Source organism: Pseudarthrobacter sp. alpha12b (genome assembly GCF_054130495.1).
This window is the reverse complement of record NZ_CP196746.1, coordinates 607,249-629,981: the sequence shown is the minus strand read 5'-3', so window position 1 is coordinate 629,981 and position 22,733 is coordinate 607,249. Positions and strand designations below refer to the sequence as shown.

23 protein-coding genes are annotated in these 22,733 nt (G+C 66.6%); 8 read left to right on the top strand and 15 right to left on the bottom strand.

Annotation, left to right across the window (positions count from 1 at the left end; translation table 11 throughout):
* Genes ACTAQI_RS02820 through argC form a run of 7 tightly spaced genes read right to left on the bottom strand, consistent with a single transcriptional unit; the run spans position 1 to position 7,239 of the window.
* A complete protein-coding gene (locus ACTAQI_RS02820; RefSeq protein WP_056338239.1) occupies positions 1-1,206 on the bottom strand; it encodes an argininosuccinate synthase in 1,206 nt (401 codons plus the stop codon).
* Positions 1,207-1,251: 45 nt separating this feature from the next.
* Positions 1,252-1,782, bottom strand: a complete 531-nt coding sequence (locus tag ACTAQI_RS02815; protein WP_457949415.1) for an arginine repressor — start codon at positions 1,780-1,782, stop codon at positions 1,252-1,254.
* On the bottom strand, positions 1,782-2,783 hold the full coding sequence (gene argF / locus ACTAQI_RS02810; RefSeq protein WP_457949414.1) for an ornithine carbamoyltransferase: 1,002 nt from the start codon (positions 2,781-2,783) through the stop codon (positions 1,782-1,784). The genes ACTAQI_RS02815 and argF overlap by 1 nt, the downstream gene beginning before the upstream one ends.
* The gene (locus ACTAQI_RS02805; RefSeq protein WP_457949413.1) at positions 2,780-4,033 is read right to left on the bottom strand and encodes an acetylornithine transaminase; all 1,254 of its coding nucleotides are present in this window, start codon (positions 4,031-4,033) and stop codon (positions 2,780-2,782) included. Before ACTAQI_RS02805 ends, argF begins: the two co-directional genes overlap by 4 nt.
* On the bottom strand, positions 4,030-4,989 hold the full coding sequence (argB, locus tag ACTAQI_RS02800) for an acetylglutamate kinase (protein WP_457949412.1): 960 nt from the start codon (positions 4,987-4,989) through the stop codon (positions 4,030-4,032). The genes ACTAQI_RS02805 and argB overlap by 4 nt, the downstream gene beginning before the upstream one ends.
* 55 nt (positions 4,990-5,044) lie before the next feature.
* The gene (argJ, locus tag ACTAQI_RS02795; RefSeq protein WP_457949411.1) at positions 5,045-6,211 is read right to left on the bottom strand and encodes a bifunctional glutamate N-acetyltransferase/amino-acid acetyltransferase ArgJ; all 1,167 of its coding nucleotides are present in this window, start codon (positions 6,209-6,211) and stop codon (positions 5,045-5,047) included.
* Complete coding sequence (argC, locus tag ACTAQI_RS02790; RefSeq protein WP_457949410.1) at positions 6,208-7,239, bottom strand: N-acetyl-gamma-glutamyl-phosphate reductase; 1,032 nt, start codon at positions 7,237-7,239, stop codon at positions 6,208-6,210. Before argC ends, argJ begins: the two co-directional genes overlap by 4 nt.
* Before the next feature lie 158 nt (positions 7,240-7,397).
* Here argC and ACTAQI_RS02785 point away from each other — a divergent pair, with 158 nt between their 5' ends.
* The 3 genes from ACTAQI_RS02785 to ACTAQI_RS02775 all read left to right on the top strand — a co-directional run bounded on the left by ACTAQI_RS02785 (position 7,398) and on the right by ACTAQI_RS02775 (position 9,882).
* Positions 7,398-8,363: a quinone oxidoreductase family protein gene (locus ACTAQI_RS02785; RefSeq protein WP_457949409.1), complete on the top strand. Its 966-nt coding sequence runs from the start codon at positions 7,398-7,400 to the stop codon at positions 8,361-8,363.
* Positions 8,364-8,517: 154 nt separating this feature from the next.
* A complete protein-coding gene (locus ACTAQI_RS02780) occupies positions 8,518-9,156 on the top strand; it encodes an SRPBCC family protein (protein ID WP_457949408.1) in 639 nt (212 codons plus the stop codon).
* 267 nt (positions 9,157-9,423) lie between these two features.
* A complete protein-coding gene (locus tag ACTAQI_RS02775) occupies positions 9,424-9,882 on the top strand; it encodes an SRPBCC family protein (RefSeq protein ID WP_457949407.1) in 459 nt (152 codons plus the stop codon).
* Positions 9,883-9,990: 108 nt separating this feature from the next.
* Here the strand turns inward: ACTAQI_RS02775 and pheT are convergent, their stop codons facing one another.
* Together pheT and pheS are read right to left on the bottom strand one after the other, a co-directional pair.
* Entirely contained in the window at positions 9,991-12,534 is a 2,544-nt protein-coding gene (gene pheT, locus ACTAQI_RS02770; RefSeq protein ID WP_457949406.1) for a phenylalanine--tRNA ligase subunit beta, read from the bottom strand.
* A gap of 3 nt (positions 12,535-12,537) precedes the next feature.
* Complete coding sequence (gene pheS / locus ACTAQI_RS02765; protein ID WP_457949405.1) at positions 12,538-13,599, bottom strand: phenylalanine--tRNA ligase subunit alpha; 1,062 nt, start codon at positions 13,597-13,599, stop codon at positions 12,538-12,540.
* Between the two features lie 201 nt (positions 13,600-13,800).
* On the opposite strand from pheS, the gene ACTAQI_RS02760 reads away from it, so the two are divergent.
* The 3 genes from ACTAQI_RS02760 (at position 13,801) to ACTAQI_RS02750 (ending at position 16,120) form a co-directional block, all read left to right on the top strand.
* Positions 13,801-14,253, top strand: a complete 453-nt coding sequence (locus ACTAQI_RS02760; RefSeq protein ID WP_457949403.1) for a hypothetical protein — start codon at positions 13,801-13,803, stop codon at positions 14,251-14,253.
* Positions 14,253-14,915 (top strand): SIMPL domain-containing protein, encoded by a 663-nt coding sequence (locus tag ACTAQI_RS02755; protein WP_457949401.1) that lies wholly within the window; start codon positions 14,253-14,255, stop codon positions 14,913-14,915. The genes ACTAQI_RS02760 and ACTAQI_RS02755 overlap by 1 nt, the downstream gene beginning before the upstream one ends.
* A 104-nt stretch (positions 14,916-15,019) precedes the next feature.
* Positions 15,020-16,120 carry an Rv2578c family radical SAM protein gene (locus ACTAQI_RS02750; protein WP_457949399.1) on the top strand — a complete coding sequence of 367 codons (1,101 nt, stop codon included), beginning with the start codon at positions 15,020-15,022 and terminating at the stop codon, positions 16,118-16,120.
* On the opposite strand, the gene ACTAQI_RS02745 is transcribed toward ACTAQI_RS02750, so the two are convergent.
* Positions 16,117-16,563: a (deoxy)nucleoside triphosphate pyrophosphohydrolase gene (locus ACTAQI_RS02745; protein WP_457949397.1), complete on the bottom strand. Its 447-nt coding sequence runs from the start codon at positions 16,561-16,563 to the stop codon at positions 16,117-16,119. The two genes, ACTAQI_RS02750 and ACTAQI_RS02745, sit on opposite strands and share 4 nt — an antisense overlap.
* Before the next feature lie 162 nt (positions 16,564-16,725).
* Here ACTAQI_RS02745 and ACTAQI_RS02740 point away from each other — a divergent pair, with 162 nt between their 5' ends.
* Positions 16,726-17,934: an MFS transporter gene (locus tag ACTAQI_RS02740; RefSeq protein ID WP_457949395.1), complete on the top strand. Its 1,209-nt coding sequence runs from the start codon at positions 16,726-16,728 to the stop codon at positions 17,932-17,934.
* A gap of 55 nt (positions 17,935-17,989) precedes the next feature.
* Here ACTAQI_RS02740 and ACTAQI_RS02735 read toward each other — a convergent pair whose 3' ends face one another.
* Complete coding sequence (locus ACTAQI_RS02735) at positions 17,990-18,946, bottom strand: cation diffusion facilitator family transporter (RefSeq protein WP_457949393.1); 957 nt, start codon at positions 18,944-18,946, stop codon at positions 17,990-17,992.
* A 196-nt stretch (positions 18,947-19,142) separates the two neighbouring features.
* Between ACTAQI_RS02735 and ACTAQI_RS02730 the strand changes: the two genes are divergently transcribed.
* Complete coding sequence (locus ACTAQI_RS02730) at positions 19,143-19,418, top strand: GlsB/YeaQ/YmgE family stress response membrane protein (RefSeq protein ID WP_457949391.1); 276 nt, start codon at positions 19,143-19,145, stop codon at positions 19,416-19,418.
* Between the two features lie 135 nt (positions 19,419-19,553).
* Here the strand turns inward: ACTAQI_RS02730 and ACTAQI_RS02725 are convergent, their stop codons facing one another.
* From ACTAQI_RS02725 to infC, 4 genes are all read right to left on the bottom strand, one after another.
* Positions 19,554-20,480, bottom strand: a complete 927-nt coding sequence (locus ACTAQI_RS02725; protein ID WP_457949389.1) for a TrmH family RNA methyltransferase — start codon at positions 20,478-20,480, stop codon at positions 19,554-19,556.
* Between the two features lie 69 nt (positions 20,481-20,549).
* The gene (gene rplT, locus ACTAQI_RS02720; RefSeq protein ID WP_018763610.1) at positions 20,550-20,939 is read right to left on the bottom strand and encodes a 50S ribosomal protein L20; all 390 of its coding nucleotides are present in this window, start codon (positions 20,937-20,939) and stop codon (positions 20,550-20,552) included.
* A 118-nt stretch (positions 20,940-21,057) separates the two neighbouring features.
* Positions 21,058-21,252 (bottom strand): 50S ribosomal protein L35, encoded by a 195-nt coding sequence (gene rpmI, locus ACTAQI_RS02715; protein ID WP_009358635.1) that lies wholly within the window; start codon positions 21,250-21,252, stop codon positions 21,058-21,060.
* Between the two features lie 119 nt (positions 21,253-21,371).
* Complete coding sequence (infC, locus tag ACTAQI_RS02710) at positions 21,372-22,403, bottom strand: translation initiation factor IF-3 (RefSeq protein WP_457949385.1); 1,032 nt, start codon at positions 22,401-22,403, stop codon at positions 21,372-21,374.
* Between the last annotated feature and the right edge of the window lie 330 nt (positions 22,404-22,733).

Sequence of the window (22,733 nt, the reverse complement as noted above, 5' to 3'; positions counted from 1 at the left end):
CTACTTCCCTGCGACCCGGATGTCGCGGCCGGAGGCAACCTTGGCGGACATGCCCCACAGCTCAATGAAGCCCTTGGCCTGGGACTGGTCGAAGGTGTCACCGGTGTCGTAGGTGGCCAGCGAGAAGTCGTACAGCGAGGTGTCGGAGCGGCGGCCGTTGACGATGGCCTGGCCGCCGTGCAGGGTCATGCGGATGTCGCCGGAGACGTACTTCTGGGTGTCCTCGATGAAGGCGTCAAGGGAGCGCTTGAGCGGGGAGAACCACTGGCCGTCGTAGACCAGCTCGGCCCAGCGCTGGCCAACGGTGGCCTTGAAGCGGGCCTGCTCGCGCTCGACGGTGATGTCCTCAAGGTGCTTGTGCGCGGTGATCAGCGCCATGGCACCCGGGGCTTCGTAGATTTCGCGGGACTTGATCCCCACCAGGCGGTCCTCGACCACGTCGATGCGGCCCACGCCCTGGGCGCCGGCGCGGCGGTTGAGTTCCTTGATGGCCTGCAGCGGGGTGACCTTGACGCCGTCGATCGCGACCGGAACACCGGCTTCGAAGGAGATAGTGACTTCATCCGGTGCCGGCGGGAACTCCGGGGTGGCGGTGTAGTCGTAGATGTCCTTGGTGGGGGCGTTCCAGATGTCCTCGAGGTAGCCGGTTTCCACCGCGCGGCCCCAGACGTTCTGGTCGATCGAGTACGGGTTCTTCTTGGTGGTCTCGATGGGCAGGCCCTTTTCCTCGGCGAAGGCGATGGCCTTGTCGCGGGTCAGGGCGAGGTCGCGGACCGGTGCGATGCACTTCAGGTCCGGGCCCAGGGTCTGGATGCCCACCTCGAAGCGGACCTGGTCGTTGCCCTTGCCGGTGCAGCCGTGCGCCACGGTGGTGGCACCGAATTCGCGGGCGGCCTTCACCAGGTGCTTGACGATGACCGGGCGGGAGATGGCGGACACCAGCGGGTAGTGGCCCTGGTACAGGGCGTTGGCCTTCAGCGTGGGCACGCAGTATTCGTTGGCGAACTCGTCCGACGCGTCGGCCACGTAGGCCTCCACGGCGCCGCAGCCCAGGGCACGCTGGCGGATGGTTTCCAGCGATTCGCCGCCCTGTCCGACGTCGACCGCCACGGCGATGACCTCGGCACCGGTGGCTTCACCGATCCAGCCGATGGCTACGGACGTGTCCAGGCCGCCGGAGTAGGCCAGCACAATGCGTTCAGTCACTTTAGATGCTCCTTGTTGGGGTTTGTTGGTTGATTGTCTTCAAGCTTATTGCCCGGCTTCCTCGGCCAGTTGCAGGAAGCGGGCTGCGAGGTCCGGGCCACCCAGCGGATCACGGGAGACCAGCAGGACGGTATCGTCACCGGCGATGGTGCCCAGGATGGAGGGCATCACCGAATGGTCGATGGCCAGGGCCAGGAAATTCGCGGCACCGGGCGGCGTCCGCAGGACCGCGATGTTGGCAGAGGCTTCCGCGGTGACCAGCAGTTCGCTGCACAGCCGGGCGAGCCGGGCGTCCAGGATTTCCTGGGTCACGCCGCTCTTGGCACCCCGTTCGCCGCCTTCGCCGGGGACGGCGTAGACCAGGACGCCCTCCTTCCCGCGGACACGGACGGCGCCCAGCTCCACGAGGTCGCGGGACAGCGTGGCCTGGGTGACCTGCACGCCGTCGTCCGCCAGCAACGCCGCCAGCTCCGCCTGCGAACGCACGGACTGCCCGGTGAGGATGGCGGTGATGCGTGCCTGCCGGGCGGTCTTGGTGGCGGGGCTGGTGCCCGGGGAGGACAGCTGGGCGGACACTAGAACGTGCTCTCCCCGGTCCCCTCGACGGGCGAAAGTCCGTCAACGAAGGCCAGGCCCGAGCGGTGCATCAGCCAGGCCATCAGTGCCTTCTGGGCGTGGAGACGGTTCTCGGCCTCGTCCCAGACGATGGACTGCGGGCCGTCAATGACGTCGGCGGAAATCTCGTAGCCACGGTAGGCGGGCAGGCAGTGAAGCACGACGGCGTCATCCGCAGCGAGTGCCATGGCGTCGGAGCCGACGGAGTAGTCCCGGAACAGCTGCATCCGGGCTTCCTTTTCGGCCTCCTGGCCCATGGACACCCAGGTATCGGTGGCCACAACGTCCGCGCCTTGAAGTGCTTCCTTGGCATCGGTGGTGATGAGCACCGAGCCGCCGGTTTCCGCCGCGCGCTCTTTCGCTGCCGCCACGATCTCCGCGGCCGGCAGGTAGCCCTCCGGCCCGGCGATGCGCACGTGCATCCCGGCAGTGACGCCGGCCAGCAGGTAGGAGTTGGCCATGTTGTTCGCGGCATCGCCCAAGTAGCTCATGGTGAGTCCCTTGAGATCGCCCTTGTGTTCCTTGACGGCGAGCAAATCGGCCAGGAGCTGGCAGGGGTGGTAGTCGTCGCACAGGGCGTTGATGACCGGCACCCGGGAGTTCTCCGCCATGGCCACCAGGCCGGCGTGCGCGCCAGTGCGCCACACGATCGTGGACACCATCCGCTCAAGCACCCTGGCGGTGTCCTCCACGGATTCCTTGTGCCCGATCTGGGCTTCGCCCGGGTTGATGATCAGGGCGTTGCCGCCCATGTCCGCAACGCCGGTGGCGAAGGAGACGCGGGTCCGGGTGGAGGTCTTGTCGAAGATCACGGCCACGGTCTTGCGGCCGCTGCCTTCCGCCGCGTAGGGCTGGACGCTGTAGGGGGCTGCCTTCATGCGGGCGGCGAGTTCCAGCACTTCCGCCTGCTCGGCAGGGCTGAGGTCGGTGTCCTTGAGGAAGTGCCGGGTTGCGGTTGTCACTGGGCGTCCTTTGCTGCTTGGAGGATTGCCGGGAAGGCGGCGAGGAAGGTGTCCGCCTGTGCTGCGGTAAGGATCAGCGGCGGGGCCAGGCGGATGGTGCGCGGGCCCGGGCTGTTGACGATGAAGCCTGCGTCGAGGGCGGCCTGCACCACAGCCGGGGCGACGTCGGCGTCCAGGTCGAAGCCGATCAGCAGTCCTTCGCCCCGGACTTCGGTCACGCCGGGGATTGCCGCGAGTGCGGACCGCAGGTGCTCCCCCACCGCGGCGGCGTTGGCCAGGACGTTCTGGCTTTCGAGGACGTGCAGGGTGGCGAGGGCGGCCGCCGTGGCCACCGGGTTTCCGCCGAAGGTTGTGCCGTGCTGGCCTGCGGACAGCAGCGACGACGCCTGCTCGCCAAAGGTGATCAGGGCACCGATGGGGAACCCGCCACCCAGCCCCTTGGCCAGGGTGACGGCGTCGGGGACGATCCCGGCGTCCTCGCTGGCAAGCCACTTGCCGGTCCGGCCGATGCCCGTCTGGACCTCGTCCAGGATGAGCAGGGCGCCCACGTTGCTGGTGGCTTCCCGCGCTGCCTTCAGGTAGCCCGGCGGCAGCGGACGGACGCCTGCCTCGCCCTGGATGGGCTCGAGGAACACGGCGGCGACGGTTTCATCTACTGCTGCCTTGAGTGCCTCCACATCCCCAAACGGGATGTGGACTACACCGCCGGGCAGCGGCTCGAAGGGTGCCCGGTAGGCTTCCTTGGCAGTGAGCGCCAGCGCGCCCATGGTCCGGCCGTGGAAGGCCCCTTCGAGGGCGATGATTTTGGTCCGCTTCGTGTCGCCGTCGCCGGTGTTGCGGCGGGCAAGTTTGAAGGCGGCCTCGTTCGCTTCCGTGCCCGAGTTGCTGAAGAACACCTTGGAGCCGGCGGGAGCGTGGGCCAGTTCCAGGAGTTTTTCGGCCAGCGCCACCTGGGTGGGGCTGGTGAAGAAGTTGGAGACGTGGCCCAGGGTGGCCAGCTGGCTGGCGATGACCGATGTCACGAAGGGGTGGGCGTGGCCCAGGGCGTTGACGGCGATGCCGCCCAGGAGGTCCAGGTACTCCTTGCCGTCGGCGTCCCACACCAGGCAGCCGGCTCCGCGGACCAGGACCCGCTGCGGCGTGCCGAACACGTTCATGAGCGAGCTGGAGTAGCGGGAGAGCCACTCGGAGCCTGCGTGCCCAGTGGTTTCCACCAGCTCCGTCACCGTTGACTTTTCCATGGTGTTCATCCGTTGATCTCCTCGTCCGGGACTACCTGGGTGCCGATGCCGGCGGTCGTAAATGTTTCAAGAAGCATGGAGTGGGCCAGCCGGCCGTCCACGATGTGTGCCTGTTCCACGCCCTCATCCACAGCCTTGAGGCAAGCGGCCATTTTGGGGATCATTCCCGATTCGAGCCTTGGCAGCATCTCCCGCAGCTCCGACACCGTGAGGGAGGAGATCAGCGAGGACTTGTCCGGCCAGTTCGCGTAGAGGCCTTCGACGTCTGTCAGGATCACCAGCTTCGAAGCGCCAAGGGCCGAGGCCACGGCCGCCGCTGCGGTGTCCGCGTTGACGTTCAGGACCTGCCCGGTGGGCTGGAACCGCGCGGTCCCCACTACGTTCTCGCCGCCGTCGACAATCTCGGGGGCCACCGTGGAAATCACGGGAATACGGCCGGCAGCGAGGATGTCCACGATCCCGGCGGGGTCCACACCCACCACCTCGCCCACCAGCCCAAGGTCAACGTCTTGGCCGTCCACCACGGTGCCGGTGCGCACGGCGCGCAGCAGTCCGCCGTCTTCGCCGGACATGCCGACGGCGTAGGGCCCGTGGGAGTTGATCAGGCCCACCAGTTCGCGTCCCACCTGGCCGGTGAGGACCATGCGGACCACGTCCATGGCTTCGGGGGTGGTGACGCGGAGGCCGCCCTTGAACTCGGATTCAATGCCCAGCCGGCCCAGCATGGAGTTGATCTGGGGGCCGCCGCCGTGGACCACCACGGGGTGGATGCCCACATGGTGGAGGAAAACGATGTCTTCGGCGAAGGCGCGGCGCAGTTCGTCGTTGACCATGGCGTTGCCGCCGTACTTGACCACCATGGTGGTGCCGGCGAACCGCTGGATCCAGGGCAGCGCCTCGATCAGGGTTGCCGCCTTGTCCTGGGCAGCGGACATGCTGGTGGTTTCACGCGTCTGGGTGTTCATGTTGTCACTTTCCACAGCGGATTATGCCTTGGGCGGGCAATGGCTGGCGGAGCCCCTAGCTGGAGTAGGCGCTGTTCTCGTGCACGTAGTCGTGGGTGAGGTCGTTGGTCCAGATGGTAGCTTCGGCGTCGCCTGCCTGCAGGTCGATCTCCACCAGCACCTCGCGCGGTTCCAGGTCCACCAGGCTCCGGTCGTCCCCGATGCTGCCGTTGCGGCAGATCTGGACGCCGTTCATGGCCACGTTGAGCTTGTCCGGTTCGAAGACGGCGTCCGTGGTGCCGACGGCGGACAACACGCGGCCCCAGTTGGGGTCCTTGCCGAAGATGGCGGCCTTGAACAGGTTGGAGCGGGCCACCGAGCGGCTGACCGTTTCGGCGTCGGCTTCGCTGGCGGCGTTGAACGTGCGGATGGCGATGTCGTGGCTGGCACCTTCAGCATCGGCGATCAGCTTCCGGGCGAGTTCGGCGCAGACCTGGGTCAGGCCCTCGCCGAACGCTTCGGCGGAGGGAACGGCACCGGCGGCGCCGGAAGCCAGGAGGACCACCGTGTCGTTGGTGGACATGCAGCCGTCGGAGTCGGCGCGGTCGAAGGTGACGCGCGTGGCATCGCGGAGGACAACGTCGAGCAGTTCCGGCTGCACCATGGCATCCGTCGTGAGCACCACCAGCATGGTGGCCAGGCCGGGTGCCAGCATGCCGGCACCCTTGGCGATCCCGCCGATGGTGAATTCCTGGCCATCGGCGTCGGTGCCGATGAAGAGGGCTGACTTCGGCACGCTGTCAGTGGTCATGATGGCGGTGCCGGCGGCCGGGCCGCCGTCGGTACTGAGCTCTGCAGCAGCGGCCTCAACCCCCGGCAGGATCTTGTCCATGGGCAACTGCTCGCCGATCAGGCCCGTGGAGCAGACAAAGACGTCGGTAGCCGAGACGCCCAGCACCTTGGCCACTTTCTCGGCGGTGCTGTGGGTGTTCTGGAAGCCGGTGGGACCGGTGCAGGCGTTGGCTCCGCCGGAGTTGAGGATGACGGCGTCCACGCGGCCGTCGGAGACCACCTGGCGGGACCAGTGCACGGGGGCTGCTGCCACGCGGTTGCTGGTGAAGACGGCGGCGGCCGCCTTGGAGGGGCCGTCATTGACGACCAGGGCGAGGTCCGGGTTGCCGGAGGCTTTGAGTCCGGCAGTGACGCCGGCTGCCCGGAATCCCTGGGGTGCGGTGATGGTCACGGGGCTACTCCCTGGAGGTTGAGGCCGGCGGTTTCGGGCAGGCCGAGTGCGATGTTCATGGACTGCACAGCGCCGCCGGCCGTGCCCTTGGTGAGGTTGTCAATCACGGAGGTGACGATGACCCGTCCCGTGTGCGCGTCGAAGGCCAGCTGCAGGGCGGCGTGGTTGGAGCCCTGGACGGACTTGGTCGCGGGCCACATGCCCTCGGACAGAACGTGGACGAACGGCTCGTCGTCGTACGCTTCGGTCCACGCCTGGCGAAGCTGCGCTGCGGTGGTGCCGGCTTTGACCTTGGCGGTGGCGGTGGTCAGGATGCCGCGGCTCATCGGTGCAAGCGTGGGAGTGAAGGAAACGCTGACTTTTTCCCCGGCTGCGTTGGAGAGGCCCTGCTCGATCTCGGGGGTGTGCCGGTGCGCGCCGCCCACGCCGTAGGGACTCATCGAACCCATGACTTCGGCGCCGATCAGGTTGACCTTGGCGGCCTTGCCCGCGCCCGAGGTGCCGGAAGCGGACACGATCACGACGTCGTCCGGCTCCAGCAGGTGCGCGGCGAATCCGGGGGTCAGTGCCAGGAGGGCCGAGGTTGGGTAGCAGCCGGGAACGGCGATGCGCTTGGCGCCCTTGAGGGCCTCACGCTGTCCGGGCAGTTCCGGGAGCCCGTAGGGCCAGGTGCCGGCGTGGGGCGAGCCGTAGAACTTCTCCCACGCGGCGGGGTCCTCGAGGCGGTGGTCGGCGCCGGCGTCGATGACAACCGTCCCTTCGGGAAGCTGGGCAGCGATCTCGGCGGAGGCTCCGTGCGGCAGCGCCAGGAAGACGACATCATGGCCGGAGAGGTTCTCCACGGTGGTGTCTTCGAGGATGCGGCTGGCCAGCCCATGCAGGTGCGGCTGCAGTTCACCGAGGCGGGAACCGGCATTGCTGTGGGCTGTGATGGCACCGATGGTCACACCGGGGTGGCCGGCAAGAAGGCGAAGGACCTCTCCCCCGGCGTAGCCGCTGGCTCCCGAAACCGCAACAGAAATAGTCATGCTCCGACTATACAGCAATAGTTATGCATAAGTACTGATATTTATGCAAGGAACCGTGTCCCGGGGATGACACCAGGACTGTCGTCCCAGTCTGCGGTGTCCCTAGGATGGTTTCGGCAGCCAGGGCCGGAGACACCGGGACCCGTGAAAGGAGAGCCATGACGCACGCAATCGTCGCACGGCAGGCAGGCGGACCGGAAGTCCTTGAGTACACGGAGGTGGAGCCCCCTGCTCCTGGCCCGGGGCAGCTGCTGGTCAAGGTCGGGGCGGCCGGCGTCAACTTCATCGACACCTACAAGCGCAGCGGCACGTACAAAGTCTCCTACCCCTTCACTCCCGGTTCGGAGGCCGCGGGCACGGTGGAGGCAGTGGGCGAGGGCGTGACCGGCTTCATCGCGGGCAGCCGGGTAGCTACCGCGGAAGGCATCAACTGCTACGCGGACTATGCGCTGGTGGATGAGGACGCCGCCCTGCCGGTGCCCAAAGGCCTGGATGTCTTTACCGCCGCAGCCCTCCCCCTCCAGGGCGTCACCGCCCATTACCTGATGAATTCGACCTTCAAGGTGGAACGCGGCCACAAGGTACTGCTGCACGCCGGAGCCGGCGGCGTGGGGCTGCTGTTGATCCAGCTGCTCAAGGCCAGGGGTGCGGAGGTTCTCACCACGGTTTCCACCGACGAAAAGGAGCAGTTGGCGCGCGAAGCCGGAGCGGATCACGTGCTGCGGTACGACCGATTCGCGGAGCGGGTCAGGGACATTACGGGCGGCACGGGAGTGGACGTGGTCTACGACGGGGTGGGGAAGGATACCTTCGACGGCTCGCTCGCCGCCCTGCGGGTCCGCGGAATGCTGGTGCTGTTCGGGGCCGCCTCGGGGCCCGTGCCGCCGTTTGACCCGCAGCGCCTCAACGCAGCGGGCTCCCTGTTCCTGACGCGGCCCACCATGGGACATTACCTGCGGGACGCGACTGAGCGGCGCTGGCGCTCGGACGAGGTGTTTGCCGCCGCTGCCGACGGGAGCCTGAAGGTCCGGATTGGCGCGCGCTACCCGTTGAGCCAGGCAGGCCAGGCGCACCGCGATCTGGAGGGCCGGAAGACCACGGGCAAGGTCATCCTGGTGCCCTGACACCTGGTCCTTGTGGACCGTGAACCAGCCACGACGGCGGCTCGCAGCCTGAGTGCGGCGGTTGTACATGGGGCGCTCACACCCCGGCCCTGGGATGGTGGGACAGGGCTTTCGTCCCACCCCAAAGGCAGCCCCGGGGTGGGACACTCGGCCAATGATGCATCAACGGAACCTGCGCCCGCTTCCTGCCGCCGGAGCACTTATCTGTGTTCCGGCCTGCTGGCTTGCGTTCCGGCGCCTCCAACTGCGCTGGGGTGCAACCCCGGAGGAGGCGGGCGGGCAACTGCCCGGTGATGACCTGATCGCTGTCGCCGGCCTGCAGGCAACGCGGTCTGTTACCGTCCATGCCCCGGCAGAACGGGTGTGGCCCTGGCTGGTGCAGATGGGCCAGCGCCGAGGGGGACTCTACAGCTACGATTTCCTGGAGAACCTCGCCGGCCTGGACATCCACAGCGCGGACCGCATCCATCCTGAGTGGCAGGACATCAAAGTGGGGGACCCTGTCCATCTGGCACCCACGGACTCCTCGAATCTGGAGGTGGCGCTCCTTGAACCGGAAAGAGCGCTCGTCCTGCGCATCCCCCCGGGTCCAGCACCTGGCCCCTTCGACTTCACCTGGGCCTTCATCCTCCAACCCAAGCCAAACGACACCACCCGGCTCATTGTCCGTGAGCGGTACGCCTACCGGCACTGGTGGGCACGGTTCCTGGTCGAGACCGTGGAAGTCGCCAGCTTCGTCATGTCCCTGCGCATGCTCCACGGGATCAGGAGCCGGGCCGAGGGACTCACTTAAAGGAACAGGCTGCAGACCGCAGCCATCCCGGGGCAAGTACATTGACACCGCCAGGGATACCAGTCACAGGATGGAGAGTCCTCAATCATGGACAGTCCCAGGCAGCCAGCTCATTTGCCCCCGAAAATCCTGCGCATTCCTGGGGCAATCCTCGCCGCGGTAGCTGTCTATCACCAGTTCCTCCGCCCGCTCCACCTTCACTGGGGAGCGACCAAGGACGAAGAAGAACGCCCAATGCCAGGCGATGAGTTCGTGAACGATCCGTACATGACGACTACCAGGGCCGTGTCCATCAAGGCCCGCCCCGGCAGCATCTGGCCTTGGCTTGTGCAAATGGGCGACAGGCGCGGGGGCCTGTACAGCTACGACGTCCTGGACCGGGCCTTCGGTATCCTGAGTGGCCCAAGCGCCGGCAGGATACTTCCCGAGTTCCAAGGGCTTGCGGCAGGTGACGTGATTCCCCTGGGCAAGGGCCCGGACTGGCCGGTCAGGATCCTTGACGCCGAGCGGGCCATGGTACTGGAACCGGTCTCCGGCCGCGTCAGTTGGTGTTTCGCGCTGTACCCGGAGGGGGACAATACACGGTTGGTGAGCCGGGTGCGCATCCGGATCTACACAAAGGTGGTCCTCTGGATTCTGGCGCCGCTGGTCGATGCATGCTGGTTCGTTATGGAGCGAAGGATGCTCAAGGGAATCCGTCAACGTGCCGAGAAACTTCGGAAGTAAGAAATTTCTGCGCCATCAGCATGTTCGAACAGTTGGCGCCGTAACGAAGCAGTCCCCGCACCCGATTCAAGGGGTGCGGGGACTGCTTTCGTCCGGAGGTTGCCCTGTTTAGCGCTGGACGGCTCCGAAGCGTTCTGCGGCCAACGCCACTGCCTGCTCACGCGCAGCCGAGGCTTCGTCTGCGGTGAGGGTGCGGTCGGCGGCCCGGAACCGGAGGCCGAAGGCCAGCGACTTCTTGCCTTCCTCGATGCCCTTGCCTGCGTAGACGTCGAACAGCGCCACGTCCTCCAGCAGCTCGCCGGCACCTTCACGCAGCGCGTCAAGGACCTCGTCCGCCGGCACCTCGGCAGGAACAACGAGTGCAACGTCCTGGGTGGCTACCGGGTACGTGGAGATGTGGCGGGCCACGATCACGTCCGGTGCCGCCTCAAACAGGGCGTCGGCGTCGAGTTCGAGTGCCACCGAACGGGCAGGCATGTCCGAAGCTGCCAGCAGCTTGGGGTGCAGTTCGCCCGCGTAGCCCACGGTCTCCCCTGTCCGCAGCGCCAGGCGGGCGGTGCGGCCGGGATGGAACGCCTGGTGGCTGCCCTGGCTGACCACCAGGTCGACGCCGAGGACGTCGCCGGCGAGGCGGGCAACATCCAGCGCATCGGCCCAGTCCCACTGCCGGGGGGTGTGCCCCGCGGCGGCCCGGGAATCATGGCCGGTGAGGACGGCAGCCACATGGAACGGCTGGTCCGGGACGCCGTCGTACAGTGCGTCGAGGACCTCGGCGTCAGGCTTGGCGCCCAGCGGCGGGATCGAAGCTGTGCCCACGGTCCCGGCCGGCAGGAATACCAGGCCCGATTCGAACAGGGCAAGATCGCGGAAGCCCCGCGAGTGGTTCCGCTTGGCCACCTCGATCAGCCCCGGGAGGATGGAGGTCCGCAGGAAGCCCTGCTCCTCGCTGATGGGGTTGGCCAGCTTGACCGCACTCCGCTCCGCACCCTGTTCGGCCACGCCAAAGGTGTCGTTGGCGGCCTTGGACACGAACGGGTAGGACAGGACCTCGGTAAGTCCGGCGTCCGCCAGGGCCTGGATCAGGCGCCGGCGCTGCTGCTGGACCCGGGTGAGGCCGCGGCCCGGAGGGGCCACCGGCAGCGTGGCGGGGATCTTGTCGTAGCCCACCAGCCGGGCGATCTCCTCGGTCAGGTCTTCCTTGGTCTCCAGGTCGCTGCGCCAGCTCGGGGGCGTAACGGTCCAGCCAGCGTCGTTCTTCACCACAACAGCGCCCAGGTCTTCAAGGGAGGTGACAATCTGCTCGTCGGTGAAGTCGATGCCGATGCGGGCCGCGGCGAAGCCGGCGGGCAGTCCAATGGTGACGGTTTCCGGTGCCGTGCCCACGTCGGTGCCCGTTTCGTCGGCGGTGCCGCCGGCAAGTTCCACCAGGAGGTCAACCACGCGCTGGGCGGCGATGCCCGCAACCTGCCAGTCAACCCCGCGTTCGAAACGCTTGGACGCCTCGGACGGCAGCTTGTGCCGGCGCCGGGACCGCCCAATGGACACCTCGTCAAAGTGTGCAGCTTCCACCAGGACGTTCGACGTCGAGTCACTCACCTCGGTGGCCGCGCCGCCCATGACGCCCGCAATGCCGATGGCACCGGAGTCATCGGTGATGAGCAGGTCCTCGGTGTCAAGAGTGCGTTCCTTGCCGTCCAGTGTGGTGATCTTCTCGCCTGCCGCCGCGCGCCGCACCGCGATCTCACCGGACAGCTTGTCCTGGTCGTAGCAGTGCGTGGGCTGGCCCAGTTCGAGCATGACGTAGTTGGAGATGTCCACCGGCAGCGAGATGGAGCGGATGCCTGCCAGCCGGAGCCTGGACACCATCCATGGCGGAGTGGGCCTGGTTGCATCGACGCCGCGGACCGTGCGCGCCACGAAGCGGTCGCAGCCGGGCTTGCCGTAGATGGGGGCGTCGTCGTTGAGCTTGACGCCGTAGCCGCCCGACAGCCCTGCCGGTGCGTTGACCTTCGCTGCCGGGTCCGTGAAGGCGGTTCCGGTGGCGTGCGCATACTCGCGGGCCACCCCGCGGATGGAGAAGGCGTAGCCGCGGTCCGGGGTGACGTTGATTTCGGCAGCCTCATCGTACAGTCCCAGCAACTCCATGGCGTCGGTGCCGATTTCCGGGTCAAGCCCGATGCGGGACAGCACCAGGATGCCGTCGTGGTCCTCGCCGATGCCCAGTTCGCGGACCGAGGCGATCATGCCGGCCGACAGGTGGCCGTAGGTCTTGCGGGCCGAGATGTGGAAGTCGCCGGGCAGCACGGCACCCGGAAGCGTGACCACCACCTTGTCGCCCTCAACAAAGTTGTGGGCGCCGCAGATGATGCCCTGGACACCGGAAGGGTCGATCCCGTCTCCGGTAAGGGTCTGTTCCTGCCCTTCGGGCACAACGCGGACCTGGCACCAGTTGATGGTCTTGCCGTTGGTCTGCGGTTCCTTGACCAGACTCAGGACCTGCCCCACCACGATGGGGCCCTTCAGCGTGTCCGTGGGGCGGTGGACTGCTTCTTCCTCGAAGCCGACCTTGACCAGCTCGGCCATGACATCTTCGGCCGTTGCATCGGCCGGTACGGCCGCGAATTCACGCAGCCAGGAAAGTGGGATACGCACTGTTTAGATCTCCATCCCGAAGTGCTCGCTGAACCGTACATCGCCTTCGATCATGTCGCGCATGTCCCCCACCTCGTTGCGAAACATAAGGGTGCGCTCAATGCCCATGCCGAAAGCAAAACCTGAATAGACATCCGGGTCGATGCCCGCAGCGCGCAGGACATCGGGGTTGACCATGCCGCAGCCGCCCCACTCGATCCAGGCCGGGCCGCCCTTGGCGCCGGGGTGGAAGATGTCCAGTTCGGCGGAGGGCTCGGTGAACGGGAAGTAGTTGGGGCGCAGCCGGATCTGGGCTTCGTCGCCGAACATCTGGCGGGCGAAGTGCTCCAGGGTGCCGCGCAGGTCCGCCATGGACAGGTTCCTGTCGATGGCCAGGCCTTCGAACTGGTGGAACACCGGGGTGTGGGTGGCGTCCAGTTCATCGGTGCGGAACACCTTGCCGGGGCACAGCACATAGATGGGCACCTCGCGCTCCAGCATGGACCGGACCTGCACCGGCGAGGTGTGGGTGCGCATCAGCAAGTGGGCCTCGGGGGGTTCCACGAAGAAGGTGTCCTGCATTTCGCGGGCCGGGTGGTCCGGCTTGAAGTTCAGGGCGTCGAAGTTGAACCACTCCGATTCCACCTCGGGACCTTCGGCGATTTCCCAGCCCATGCCCACGAAAATGTCCGCCACGCGGTCCTGCAGCGTGGAGAGCGGGTGGCGGGCACCGGCGCGGCGGCGACGCGGCGCTGCGGTGACGTCCACGGTTTCCTCGACCAGGATCCTGGCGTCGTTTTCAGCCTCCAGAACCGTGGCACGATCGGCGAGCGCCTTGTTGACCCGGCCGCGGGAGGCACCCATCAGCTTTCCGGCGAGCGCCTTCTGGTCCTTGGGCAGGCGGCCAATTTCACGGTTGGCAAGGCTCAGCGGGGATTTCTCGCCGCTGTGGACAAGCCGCACCGCCTTCAGCTCGTCAAGGGTGGCCGCACCGGCGATGGCGGTGATGGCCTGGTCTACAGCGGCGTTGATGGCGGCCTCATCCGTGGGGTTCGGGATGGCGCCGCCCGGCAAAGTTTCAGTCATCTACTGTTCTTAGCTACGAGTCGTGGCTGCCGGCAGGCGGGGCAGCCACGCGCGGTTTCCCGCCCGGCGCGTCCGTCGCTGGCAGGTCATGGATGAATGCGCTGAACGTCAGTGTCATTCAATGACCAGGTCAGGGCTCGCCGGCAGGACCGGCGGCCACTGCCTTCCAGTCTAGTAGAACCCTCCGGCTACCATGGCCTCATGACTTTGCGGCAGCGCGTGGGCTCACTGGACGGCCCGACGACGGCCCAGCGGCTCAGGCGGGCAGCGAACCTCCTCAACGGGAGCACCGTGGCCGGGCTCGCCGTCGCCCTGGCCGCCGGGACGCGCATCAGCCGGGGTCCCCGCGGGCTGGTCATTGCGGCCGGTTACCGCTGGCGGCTGCCTTTCGCCGGCGCCTACACCTTGGGCAACGTGGTGCTGTGCCGCAGCACCGCTGCGGACCTCTTGTCCCGGCCCGCTCTCCTGGGACACGAGGAACGGCACTGCAGCCAGTATGCGTGGTGCCTGGGGCTTCCCTTTATCCCGTTGTACCTGGCGGCCGCCGGCTGGTCAGTGCTGCGTACCGGGAATCCGGGGACGGCGAACATCTTTGAACGCCGGGCGGGACTGGCCGCCGGCGGTTATCCGCTCACCGCGGGGAGGCAAGTCTAATGGGCCAGGTATCGAACGTCCGCGTGGATACGGGGACAGTCACTGTCACGGGGACGGGATGGGCGGAAGCTGCCCCCGACCTGATGCTGGTCTCCATAGGGGTGGAGTGCCGCGCCGAATCGGTGTCGGAAGCCTACGCGGCAGCCGGAAACGACCTGGGGGCAGTTGGCTCGGTCCTCCGCAGCCGCGGCGTTGCCCCGGTTGATATCCGTTCGGCCGGCCTGTCCGTCCGCGCCGACCTCGCCTGGCGGGACGGCGAAGGCCAAAGGCTGGTGGGCTACGTCGCGTCCAGCAGCCTCGCGGTCAGGCTGCGGGACCTCGGCAGCGCGTCCGTTGCCGTCTCCGACGCCGTTCGCGCCGGCGGGGATGCTGTGCGGCTGAACAACCTGCAACTGGTCCTTTCCGACGACTCCGCGGTCCGGGCACAGGCCCGCGAGGCCGCATGGCAGGACGCTCTCAGCTCCGCCGGACAGTATGCCGCGTTGGCCTCGGCCAGTTTGGGGAGGGTCCTGTCCGTGACGGACCAGCACCCGGCCCCGGGACCGGTGCCTCTTGCCGGACTGCAGCGGGCATCCGCCGCTGAAGGCCCATCGGTTGAACCGGGGGCGAACCGGGTGGAGGCAGCCATTACCGTCACATGGGAGCTGAGGCACCAGCAGTGACGGGCAGCTGCTGCGTTGCGTGGCGGCGCCGAAGCATACGTTGTAGCCGGCTTCGACCGCGCGTCGCCTTGACTTAAATTCGAACATGTTTTCGAATGGGTGTCATGAGATGGGAAGCTCAAGCACTGGTGCCCACGCCGGACTCCGCGGGAGGACCGGGACCGGCACTGCTTCCGCTGGCAGGCCTGGTCCGTTCCGTCACCACCCCTGAGTTCGCCGGAATCACGTTCCACGAGGTCACTGCCAAGTCGGTGCTCAACAGGGTTCCGGCGGGATCGAAGATGCCGTTCGAATGGACGGTGAATCCCTACCGCGGCTGCAGCCACGCCTGCGTTTACTGCTTTGCCCGCAAGACGCACACGTACCTGGACTTTGACGCCGGCATGGATTTCGACAGCCAGGTGGTGGTGAAGGTCAACGCCGCGGAGATCCTGCGGAAGGAACTGAACAAGGCGTCCTGGACGCGCCAGCAGGTGGCGCTGGGCACGAACACCGATCCGTACCAAAGGGCCGAGGGCAGGTACCGGCTCATGCCTGGAATCATCAACGCGCTGGCGGAGTCCGGGACTCCCCTGTCCATCCTCACCAAGGGGACCCTGCTGGCCCGCGACATCCCGCTGCTCAAGAGCGCTGCCACGCAGGTGCCCGTAGGGCTCGGCATCTCCCTGGCCATGACCGACGAAGCCCTTTCCGAGGCAATCGAGCCCGGCACCCCCGGACCCAGGGCCCGGCTCAAACTGGTGTCCCGGCTGCGCGAGGCCGGACTGCCCTGCGGCGTCATGGCCATGCCCATCCTGCCCTGGCTCTCCGACAGCGACGAAGCACTGGATTCACTGTTCGGTTCACTGGCGGCCGCCGGCGCAACCGGAGTCAGCGCGGGCGCGCTGTACCTGAAGCCGGGTACCAGGGAATGGTTCATGAAATGGATCGCTGCCAACCACCCCGACTTGGCCGGGCGCTACCGGCGGCTCTACGGGACCGGCTCCTACGCGTCCAAGGAATACCGGATGTGGCTTGCCGGCAAGGTCCGCTATTTCAAGGCACGCCACGGCTTTTCGCACTCCTCGGGCTTCAGCCACAGGGACCTGGATGATCCGCGGGCCGAGGAAGCCGAATACCCGGCCGGGATCATTCCCACCGCCGTTACGGATGGCGCCACCGAGATTTCAGTTTCCCGGCCCTCGCAGCAGGACGCGCTCTTCTAGTAGGTCCTGCCACGCGGCGATTCCACCGAATCCAGGAGCGCATGGACAATCGGATAATCGGCCGGTATCCACGGCAGGCCAAGGACCGCGTGACGGTCCTGCAGTTGGACCCAGCGCAGTTCGTCATGGTCTTCAAGGGGCAATGGCGCCCCGCGGGTCACCTCGGCGAACCAGACCCTCATACTGGCCCGGTCATTCAGGGGCCAGCCGTCCGGTGTTTCCGCGGGCAGCTCTGCGCCCAGGCGGACGCCGATTCCGAGTTCCTCGGCCAGCTCCCGCACCAGCGCCGGTTCAGGTTCCTCACCGGGTTCAACCTTGCCCCCGGGGAACTCCCACAGCCCTGCCAGGTGCTCCGGAGCGCTCCGCCGTGCCACCAGCAGTGCCGTTGGATCGGCCAGCCTGTCCACCACAGCTCCGCCCACTACCTGTATCAGTCCAGTCACCGGCCCATTCTATGGGCCACAATGGGAATGGCCCGGAACAGCATTTCCCGTCCAGGGGAACAGCGTCTGCCCGCCCAGGGTTTGCCTCACTATCCGGACCTTCCTGCCCCATTGCCGTGGCGCCCGTCCCATTTCCAGTTCCACCTTTTGAGAAGCAGGCATATGAGCAGCGTTCTTTCCCCGTCCACGGCGGCCCGCATCAAGGCCCCCAACGTCGGCATGGCCATCTTTGCCCTGGCCATGGGCGGTGTGGGCATCGGCGTTACCGAGTTCACCATGATGGGCCTGCTGAAGGAAGTTGAACAGGGCCTGGGGATCAGCACTCCCGAGGCTGGGCACCTGATCTCTGCGTATGCACTGGGAGTGGTGGTAGGCGCTCCCCTCCTGGCCGCCGTCGGTGCGAAGCTGCCCCGCAAGAAGCTGGCGCTTGCCCTCCTGCTGTTCTTCACCGTGGCCAACCTGACCTCGTTCGTCGCCCCTGACTATGGGTCCATGCTCGTGTCCCGCTTTGCCGCCGGTCTGCCCCACGGCGCGTTCTTCGGGGTTGCGGCCGTCATCGCCGCATCACTGGTTCCGCCGACGCGCCGGGGCTGGGCCATCTCCATGGTCATGGCCGGGCTCAGCGTCTCCAATGTAGTGGGCGTCCCGTTCGCCACATGGCTGGGGCAAACCTTTGGCTGGCGCCTGCTGTTTGTCCTGGTGGGTGGCATCGGCCTGCTGGCCCTGGTCATGGTGTGGAAATTTGTCCCATTCCAGCACGCGCACCCGGACGCGAGCATCCGGCGCGAACTCGGGGCCCTCAAGCGGCTCCAGGTGTGGCTGGCCCTCCTCGTGGGCATCGTGGGCTTCGGCGGCTTTTTCGCCACCTACACCTACATTGCGCACACCATGACCGCGGTGGCCGGCATCCCGTCGGCGCTGATCCCCCTGGTGGTGGCGCTCTATGGGCTGGGCATGGTAGCCGGGAACGTCGTCGGAGGCAGGCTGGCCGACAAATCGGTCATGGGCACCCTGTACCGCGTCCTTCCGGCCATTGCCGTGGCCCTGGTGGTATACGCGGTGGCCGCCCACTGGCAGTGGAGCGCCATGGTTATGGTGTTCGTGGTGGGAGCTTCAGGCTCCATGCTGATCCCCGCCCTGCAGACCCGGCTGCTGGACGCGTCGCCGGACGCACCATCGCTGGCATCTTCCCTCAACCATGCCGCGCTGAACGTCGCCAACGCGCTGGGCGCATTCCTCGGCGGCCTGGTCATCGCCCTGGGGTGGGGCTTTGTTGCCCCCGCCCTGGTCGGCGCCGTCCTTGCCGTCCTCGGTTTCGGCGTCGCCCTCCTCAGCGGCCTGCTGGAACGCAAGAGGCCGCTGACTGCCTGACCCCGCATCACCGCACAGGGAGGGTGCGGCCGGCCCGATTCCGGCCGGCCCGGCACTAGGGGCGCGGTGCAGCCGCGGCAGGATCCTGGCCGGCCGCCGTCGCCGTCCGGTGCAAATCCGGTTCGAGGTAGATGACCCGCGCAATGGGGACAGCAGCCCGGATCCTCTCCTCGCAGCCGTCAATGGCCCGTGCTATCTCCTCGCCGGTCGCGGACCTGCTGACGGCGATCTTGGCCGCTACCAGCAGCTCCTCAGGCCCCAGGTGCAGCGTCCTGAGGTGGATGATGCGGCCGCCGTCCGACTCGATGGCAGCCCGGATCCGATCAACGTCGGCCTTCGTGGCGGACTCGCCCAGCAGAAGCGACTTCGTTTCCAGCGCCAGGACCACGGCGATGGCCACCAGCAGGAGTCCAATCATCCCCGTGCCGGCGGCATCCCACACGCCGTTGCCCGTGATCAGGGTCAAGCCCACGCCGATCAGTGCGAACAGCAGGCCCAGAAGGGCGCCGAAGTCCTCAAGCAGGATGACCGGCAGCTCGGGCTGCTTGGCGCTGCGCACGAACTTTACCCAGGACTGCTTGCCGCGGGTATGGTTCGATTCCCTGATGGCGGTCCGGAAGGAATAGGACTCGGCCAGGATGGCTCCCACCAGCACGGCCAGCGGAACCCACCAGAACCCGCCTTCGATGCCGTGCGGGTGCAGGAACTTCTCATATGCTTCGAAGAGGGCAAAGAGGCCACCGACCGTGAACAGCACAATCGACACGATGAACGCGTAGATGTAGCGCTCACGGCCGTAACCGAACGGATGCTCAGGGCTGGCGGCCCGCTGGGATTTCTTGCCGCCCACCAGGAGCAGCAGCTGGTTGCCGGAGTCCGCCAGGCTGTGGATGGCCTCGGCAAGCATCGATGACGACAACGTCAGGAAGTATGCCAGGAACTTCAGCACTGCGATGGTCAGATTCGCGGCGAGGGCCGCAATGATCGCCTTGGTACCGCCACTTGCAGCCACGGGGCTTCACCTCTTTGCGGGTTGCTCATATGTCGGATACTGCGGGTCCAGGCCGCAGCCCGCTCTTTGGATACCGTACCCGCCGGGCCCGTGGCATACCGCAGCACAGGCCGGCGAAGCTACTGACTTTACGGGGTGCTTATGTTAGCTTGAGGCTCATCGGGACTATTAATCCCGGTCACAATGAGGAGGAGACATGGGTTTTCTTGCTTGGATTATTTTGGGCCTGATTGTCGGGGCCATCGTTAAAGCCGTTATGCCCGGACGGGTCGGCGGCGGCTGGGTGACCAGCCTCATCCTGGGTGTCGTTGGTGCGATTGTTGGCGGCTGGATCGGCAGCCTTCTGTTCAACAAGGGCGATCTTGGCTTCTTCGACCTCGGCACCTGGATTCTCGCTATCGTTGGCGGCCTGCTTGTCGCCGGCATCTACGGAGCAGTCACCGGACGCGGCAAAGCCAGCCGCGCACCCTGATCGCTCTGTCCAGCAATAACCAACGGGCCCCGGAATTCCGGGGCCTTTCTTTGTGCCCCTGGATAGGTTCGACTCCGGGATGCAGTGCCCCCGGTGCACGGAGTACGCACGGCTCCCGTGCGCCGTCGGGCGTCCTTATTCTGCGCGGCCCTGCTCCGCGGCACTGTGGGCACGGCGCTGGGAACGGGCGCTGGCGTAGAGACACACGGTGGCTGCCGTTCCCAGGTTGAGGCTTTCCGCGGCACCGTAGACCGGAACGGCAACCCGGTGGTCCGCCAGTTCAAGCTCCTCGTCGGAGAGCCCCTGCGCTTCGTTCCCGAAGAACCAGGCGGTCGGTGCGGCGAGGTCGAAAACGGAATCGGGGCCGGCTCCAGTCAGTCTGCGGCGCGCGTTCTCGTCCTGCAGGACATCCAGGTCCAGCTGCCCGTAACCGTCGGCAGCGAGGATGCCGATGCCGGCGGCCTTGCAGGCGGCGGCAAGTTCCGCGGGGTCCGCGGCGAGGACCACCGGAAGGTGGAACAGTGACCCTGCGGTGGAGCGGACCGCTTTGGGGTTGTAGATGTCGACGCTGGACGTCGTGAAAATGACGGCGTCGGCGCCGGCCGAGTCGGCCGCGCGCAGCACGGTGCCCGCATTCCCCGGGTCCCTGACCTGGCACAGGACGGCGATCAGGCGGGGGCCGGCGTCGAGTACTTCCGCCAGCGCAACGTCCACGAACCTGCAGACGGCCACGATCCCCTGCGGATTAACGGTGTCCGCCATGGCCGCCAGGACCTCGTCGGTGGCCAGCCGGGCGTTGGTGCCTTCGGCGAGCTCTTCGAATTCGGGGAAGCGGTCCAGGCAGCTTTCGCTGGCGAATAGCTCGGTGACCACTCCGGGCGCTCCCGCCGCGAGGCGCTGCTGGTGGAGCTTGAGGGCTTCCCGGACCGCCTGCGGCCCCTCGGCAAGGAACTGGCCACGCTTTAAACGGGCCGGGCGCCCTGCAAGCTTTGCCACGTCCCTGACCCGATCGGCTCGGGGGTTGGACAGTGGAAGATCTTGCGGGCGCCCGGTTTCGTTCATACAAGAACTGTAGTAGCTGACGCTTCGAGTTCCTGAACCGGCCCCTCAGGCGAGGGGCTGCAGCGGCTGCTAGGCTGCGGCAACCTTCTTGGCGGAGGTGTCTGCCGGCAGGGAGTCCTTGGCCACCTGGACCAGTGCGGCGAAGGCGTTGGCGTCAGAGACGGCAAGCTCGGCCAGCATGCGGCGGTCAACCTCGACCTCGGCGGCCTTCAGGCCCTGGATGAGGCGGTTGTAGGTGAGGCCGTTGGCGCGGGACGCAGCGTTGATACGCTGGATCCACAGGCGGCGGAAGTCGCCCTTCTTCTTCTTGCGGTCGCCGTAGCTGTACACAAACGAGTGCAGCAGCTGCTCTTTGGCCTTGCGGTACAGGCGCGAACGCTGTCCGCGGTAGCCCTTTGCCCGTTCAAGAACAACCCGGCGCTTCTTGTGGGCGTTGACCGCCCTCTTCACACGTGCCACGTGCGTACTCCTTCGAAAATCTGATCCCAAGCATCTGTTGCCGGTATTCCGGCGGCCTGAGAAGGCTGTTTGGCAGGTGACGGACCACCAGGAAGCGATCCATCAATAAACTTGGAAACTAGATGCCGAGCATCTTCCGGATGACCTTGGCATCGCCCTTGAAGACGATCTTGTCACCGGCAAGGCGGCGGGTCAGGCGGCTGGACTTGTGCTCCAGGTAGTGGCGGCGGTTGGCCTGCTGGCGGCGCAGCTTGCCGCTGCCGGTCAGCTTGAAGCGCTTCTTAGCACCACTGTGGGTCTTCATCTTCGGCATGGGAACCGATCTCCTTACGTTTCTGCGGACCCTGGGGCCGGCAGTTCTATCGCGCAGCCGCCCCTGCGGGCAGCATGCTGGTTGCTGACTGCCGGGGGCATGCCCCCGGCAGCTATGAACTAGTTGGTCTTCTTACCGGCCGGCTTCGGCACTGCCTTGGGGGCAGGGCGGGCAGCAGGCTTCGGCGCAGCAGGCCTGGCCACCGGCTTGGGCGGTGCAGGCACACCGGCCGGCTTCGGCGCGGCCGCTTCCGGCTTGGCGGCAGCTGCAGGCCTGGGCGCCGGAGCGGCGGCCTTCGGTGCTTCCTGCTTCGGAGCCGGAGCCTTAGGAGCTTCCTGCTTCGGAGCCGGAGCCTTAGGAGCTTCCTGCTTCGGAGCCGGAGCCTTGGGAGCTTCCTGCTTCGGAGCCGGAGTCTTGGGAGCTTCCTGCTTCGGAGCCGGAGCCTTGGGAGCTTCCTGCTCAGGAGCGGCGGCAGCGGGCGCCTCAACCGGGGCAGTGTCCGCAGCGGCTGCCTCCGGCTCGGTGGAGACGGTGAAGCCTTCCGGAAGGAGATCCGCCAGCGACTGCGTCATGGGGGCCTGGTCCTCGCCGGACGTGTCAACACGTCCCGAAGCCTTGGCTTCATTCTGTGCCTTGGCCTCGGCGCGCTGGGTTGCCCGGCGTGCTTCCGCCTTGGCCTCAGCCTTGTTCTTCAGCGGGCCAACCACCATGACCATGTTGCGGCCGTCGATACGGGGGCTGGACTCCACTACGCCAACTTCGGCGACGTCCTCCGCGAAGCGCTGGAGCAGGCGAATGCCCATCTCCGGACGCTGCTGCTCACGGCCACGGAACTGGATCATTGCCTTGACCTTGTCCCCGGCACCGAGGAAGCGCAAGGCGTGGCCGCGCTTGGTCTCGTAGTCGTGGGTGTCGATCTTCAGGCGGAAGCGGATTTCCTTCAGAACCGTGTTCGTCTGGTTCTTCCGGGCCTCACGTGCCTTGACCGCGGCCTCGTACTTGTACTTGCCGAAGTCCATCAGCTTGCACACCGGAGGCTTCGCCTGAGGTGCAACTTCAACGAGATCAAGGTCGGACTCGGCAGCCAGGCGCAGGGCATCCTCAATACGGACGATTCCTACCTGTTCACCTGCAGGGCCGACCAGCCGCACCTCGGGGACGCGGATACGCTCATTGATTCTTGGCTCGCTAATGTTAAAGCTCCTGTGTTTGTTGTTGAGTCCGGCAAATAGAGAAGGCCCCCAATTGCCGGAGCAATCGAAGGCCTCAAAGAGGTTGGACCGGCAACCCGAAAAGGGCTGCACGTGCACTGCGCCGGCGGATGCCGGTCCGTGCCCAACCAGGTACCCGGCAACCTTGCGTCCCCTGCAGGTTCCAAAGGAACGCCTGGGACAACGGCTGACGCGGGTGGGAGAGAACTCCGCTTGCAAACTGGAAGCCATTCTACAGAAAAAATTCCCGTCAACGCTGCGAAGCGCTGT

What these genes read in the sequence shown, in the direction of transcription:
- ACTAQI_RS02805 (WP_457949413.1), bottom strand. Translation starts at nt 4,033, where the DNA reads ATGAACACCATGGAAAAGTCAACGGTGACGGAGCTGGTGGAAACCACT.
- argB (WP_457949412.1), bottom strand. Translation starts at nt 4,989, where the DNA reads ATGAACACCCAGACGCGTGAAACCACCAGCATGTCCGCTGCCCAGGAC.
- argC (WP_457949410.1), bottom strand. Translation starts at nt 7,239, where the DNA reads ATGACTATTTCTGTTGCGGTTTCGGGAGCCAGCGGCTACGCCGGGGGA.
- ACTAQI_RS02785 (WP_457949409.1), top strand. Translation starts at nt 7,398, where the DNA reads ATGACGCACGCAATCGTCGCACGGCAGGCAGGCGGACCGGAAGTCCTT.
- ACTAQI_RS02780 (WP_457949408.1), top strand. Translation starts at nt 8,518, where the DNA reads ATGATGCATCAACGGAACCTGCGCCCGCTTCCTGCCGCCGGAGCACTT.
- ACTAQI_RS02775 (WP_457949407.1), top strand. Translation starts at nt 9,424, where the DNA reads ATGACGACTACCAGGGCCGTGTCCATCAAGGCCCGCCCCGGCAGCATC.
- pheS (WP_457949405.1), bottom strand. Translation starts at nt 13,599, where the DNA reads ATGACTGAAACTTTGCCGGGCGGCGCCATCCCGAACCCCACGGATGAG.
- ACTAQI_RS02760 (WP_457949403.1), top strand. Translation starts at nt 13,801, where the DNA reads ATGACTTTGCGGCAGCGCGTGGGCTCACTGGACGGCCCGACGACGGCC.
- ACTAQI_RS02755 (WP_457949401.1), top strand. Translation starts at nt 14,253, where the DNA reads ATGGGCCAGGTATCGAACGTCCGCGTGGATACGGGGACAGTCACTGTC.
- ACTAQI_RS02750 (WP_457949399.1), top strand. Translation starts at nt 15,020, where the DNA reads ATGAGATGGGAAGCTCAAGCACTGGTGCCCACGCCGGACTCCGCGGGA.
- ACTAQI_RS02740 (WP_457949395.1), top strand. Translation starts at nt 16,726, where the DNA reads ATGAGCAGCGTTCTTTCCCCGTCCACGGCGGCCCGCATCAAGGCCCCC.
- ACTAQI_RS02730 (WP_457949391.1), top strand. Translation starts at nt 19,143, where the DNA reads ATGGGTTTTCTTGCTTGGATTATTTTGGGCCTGATTGTCGGGGCCATC.
- ACTAQI_RS02725 (WP_457949389.1), bottom strand. Translation starts at nt 20,480, where the DNA reads ATGAACGAAACCGGGCGCCCGCAAGATCTTCCACTGTCCAACCCCCGA.
- rpmI (WP_009358635.1), bottom strand. Translation starts at nt 21,252, where the DNA reads ATGCCGAAGATGAAGACCCACAGTGGTGCTAAGAAGCGCTTCAAGCTG.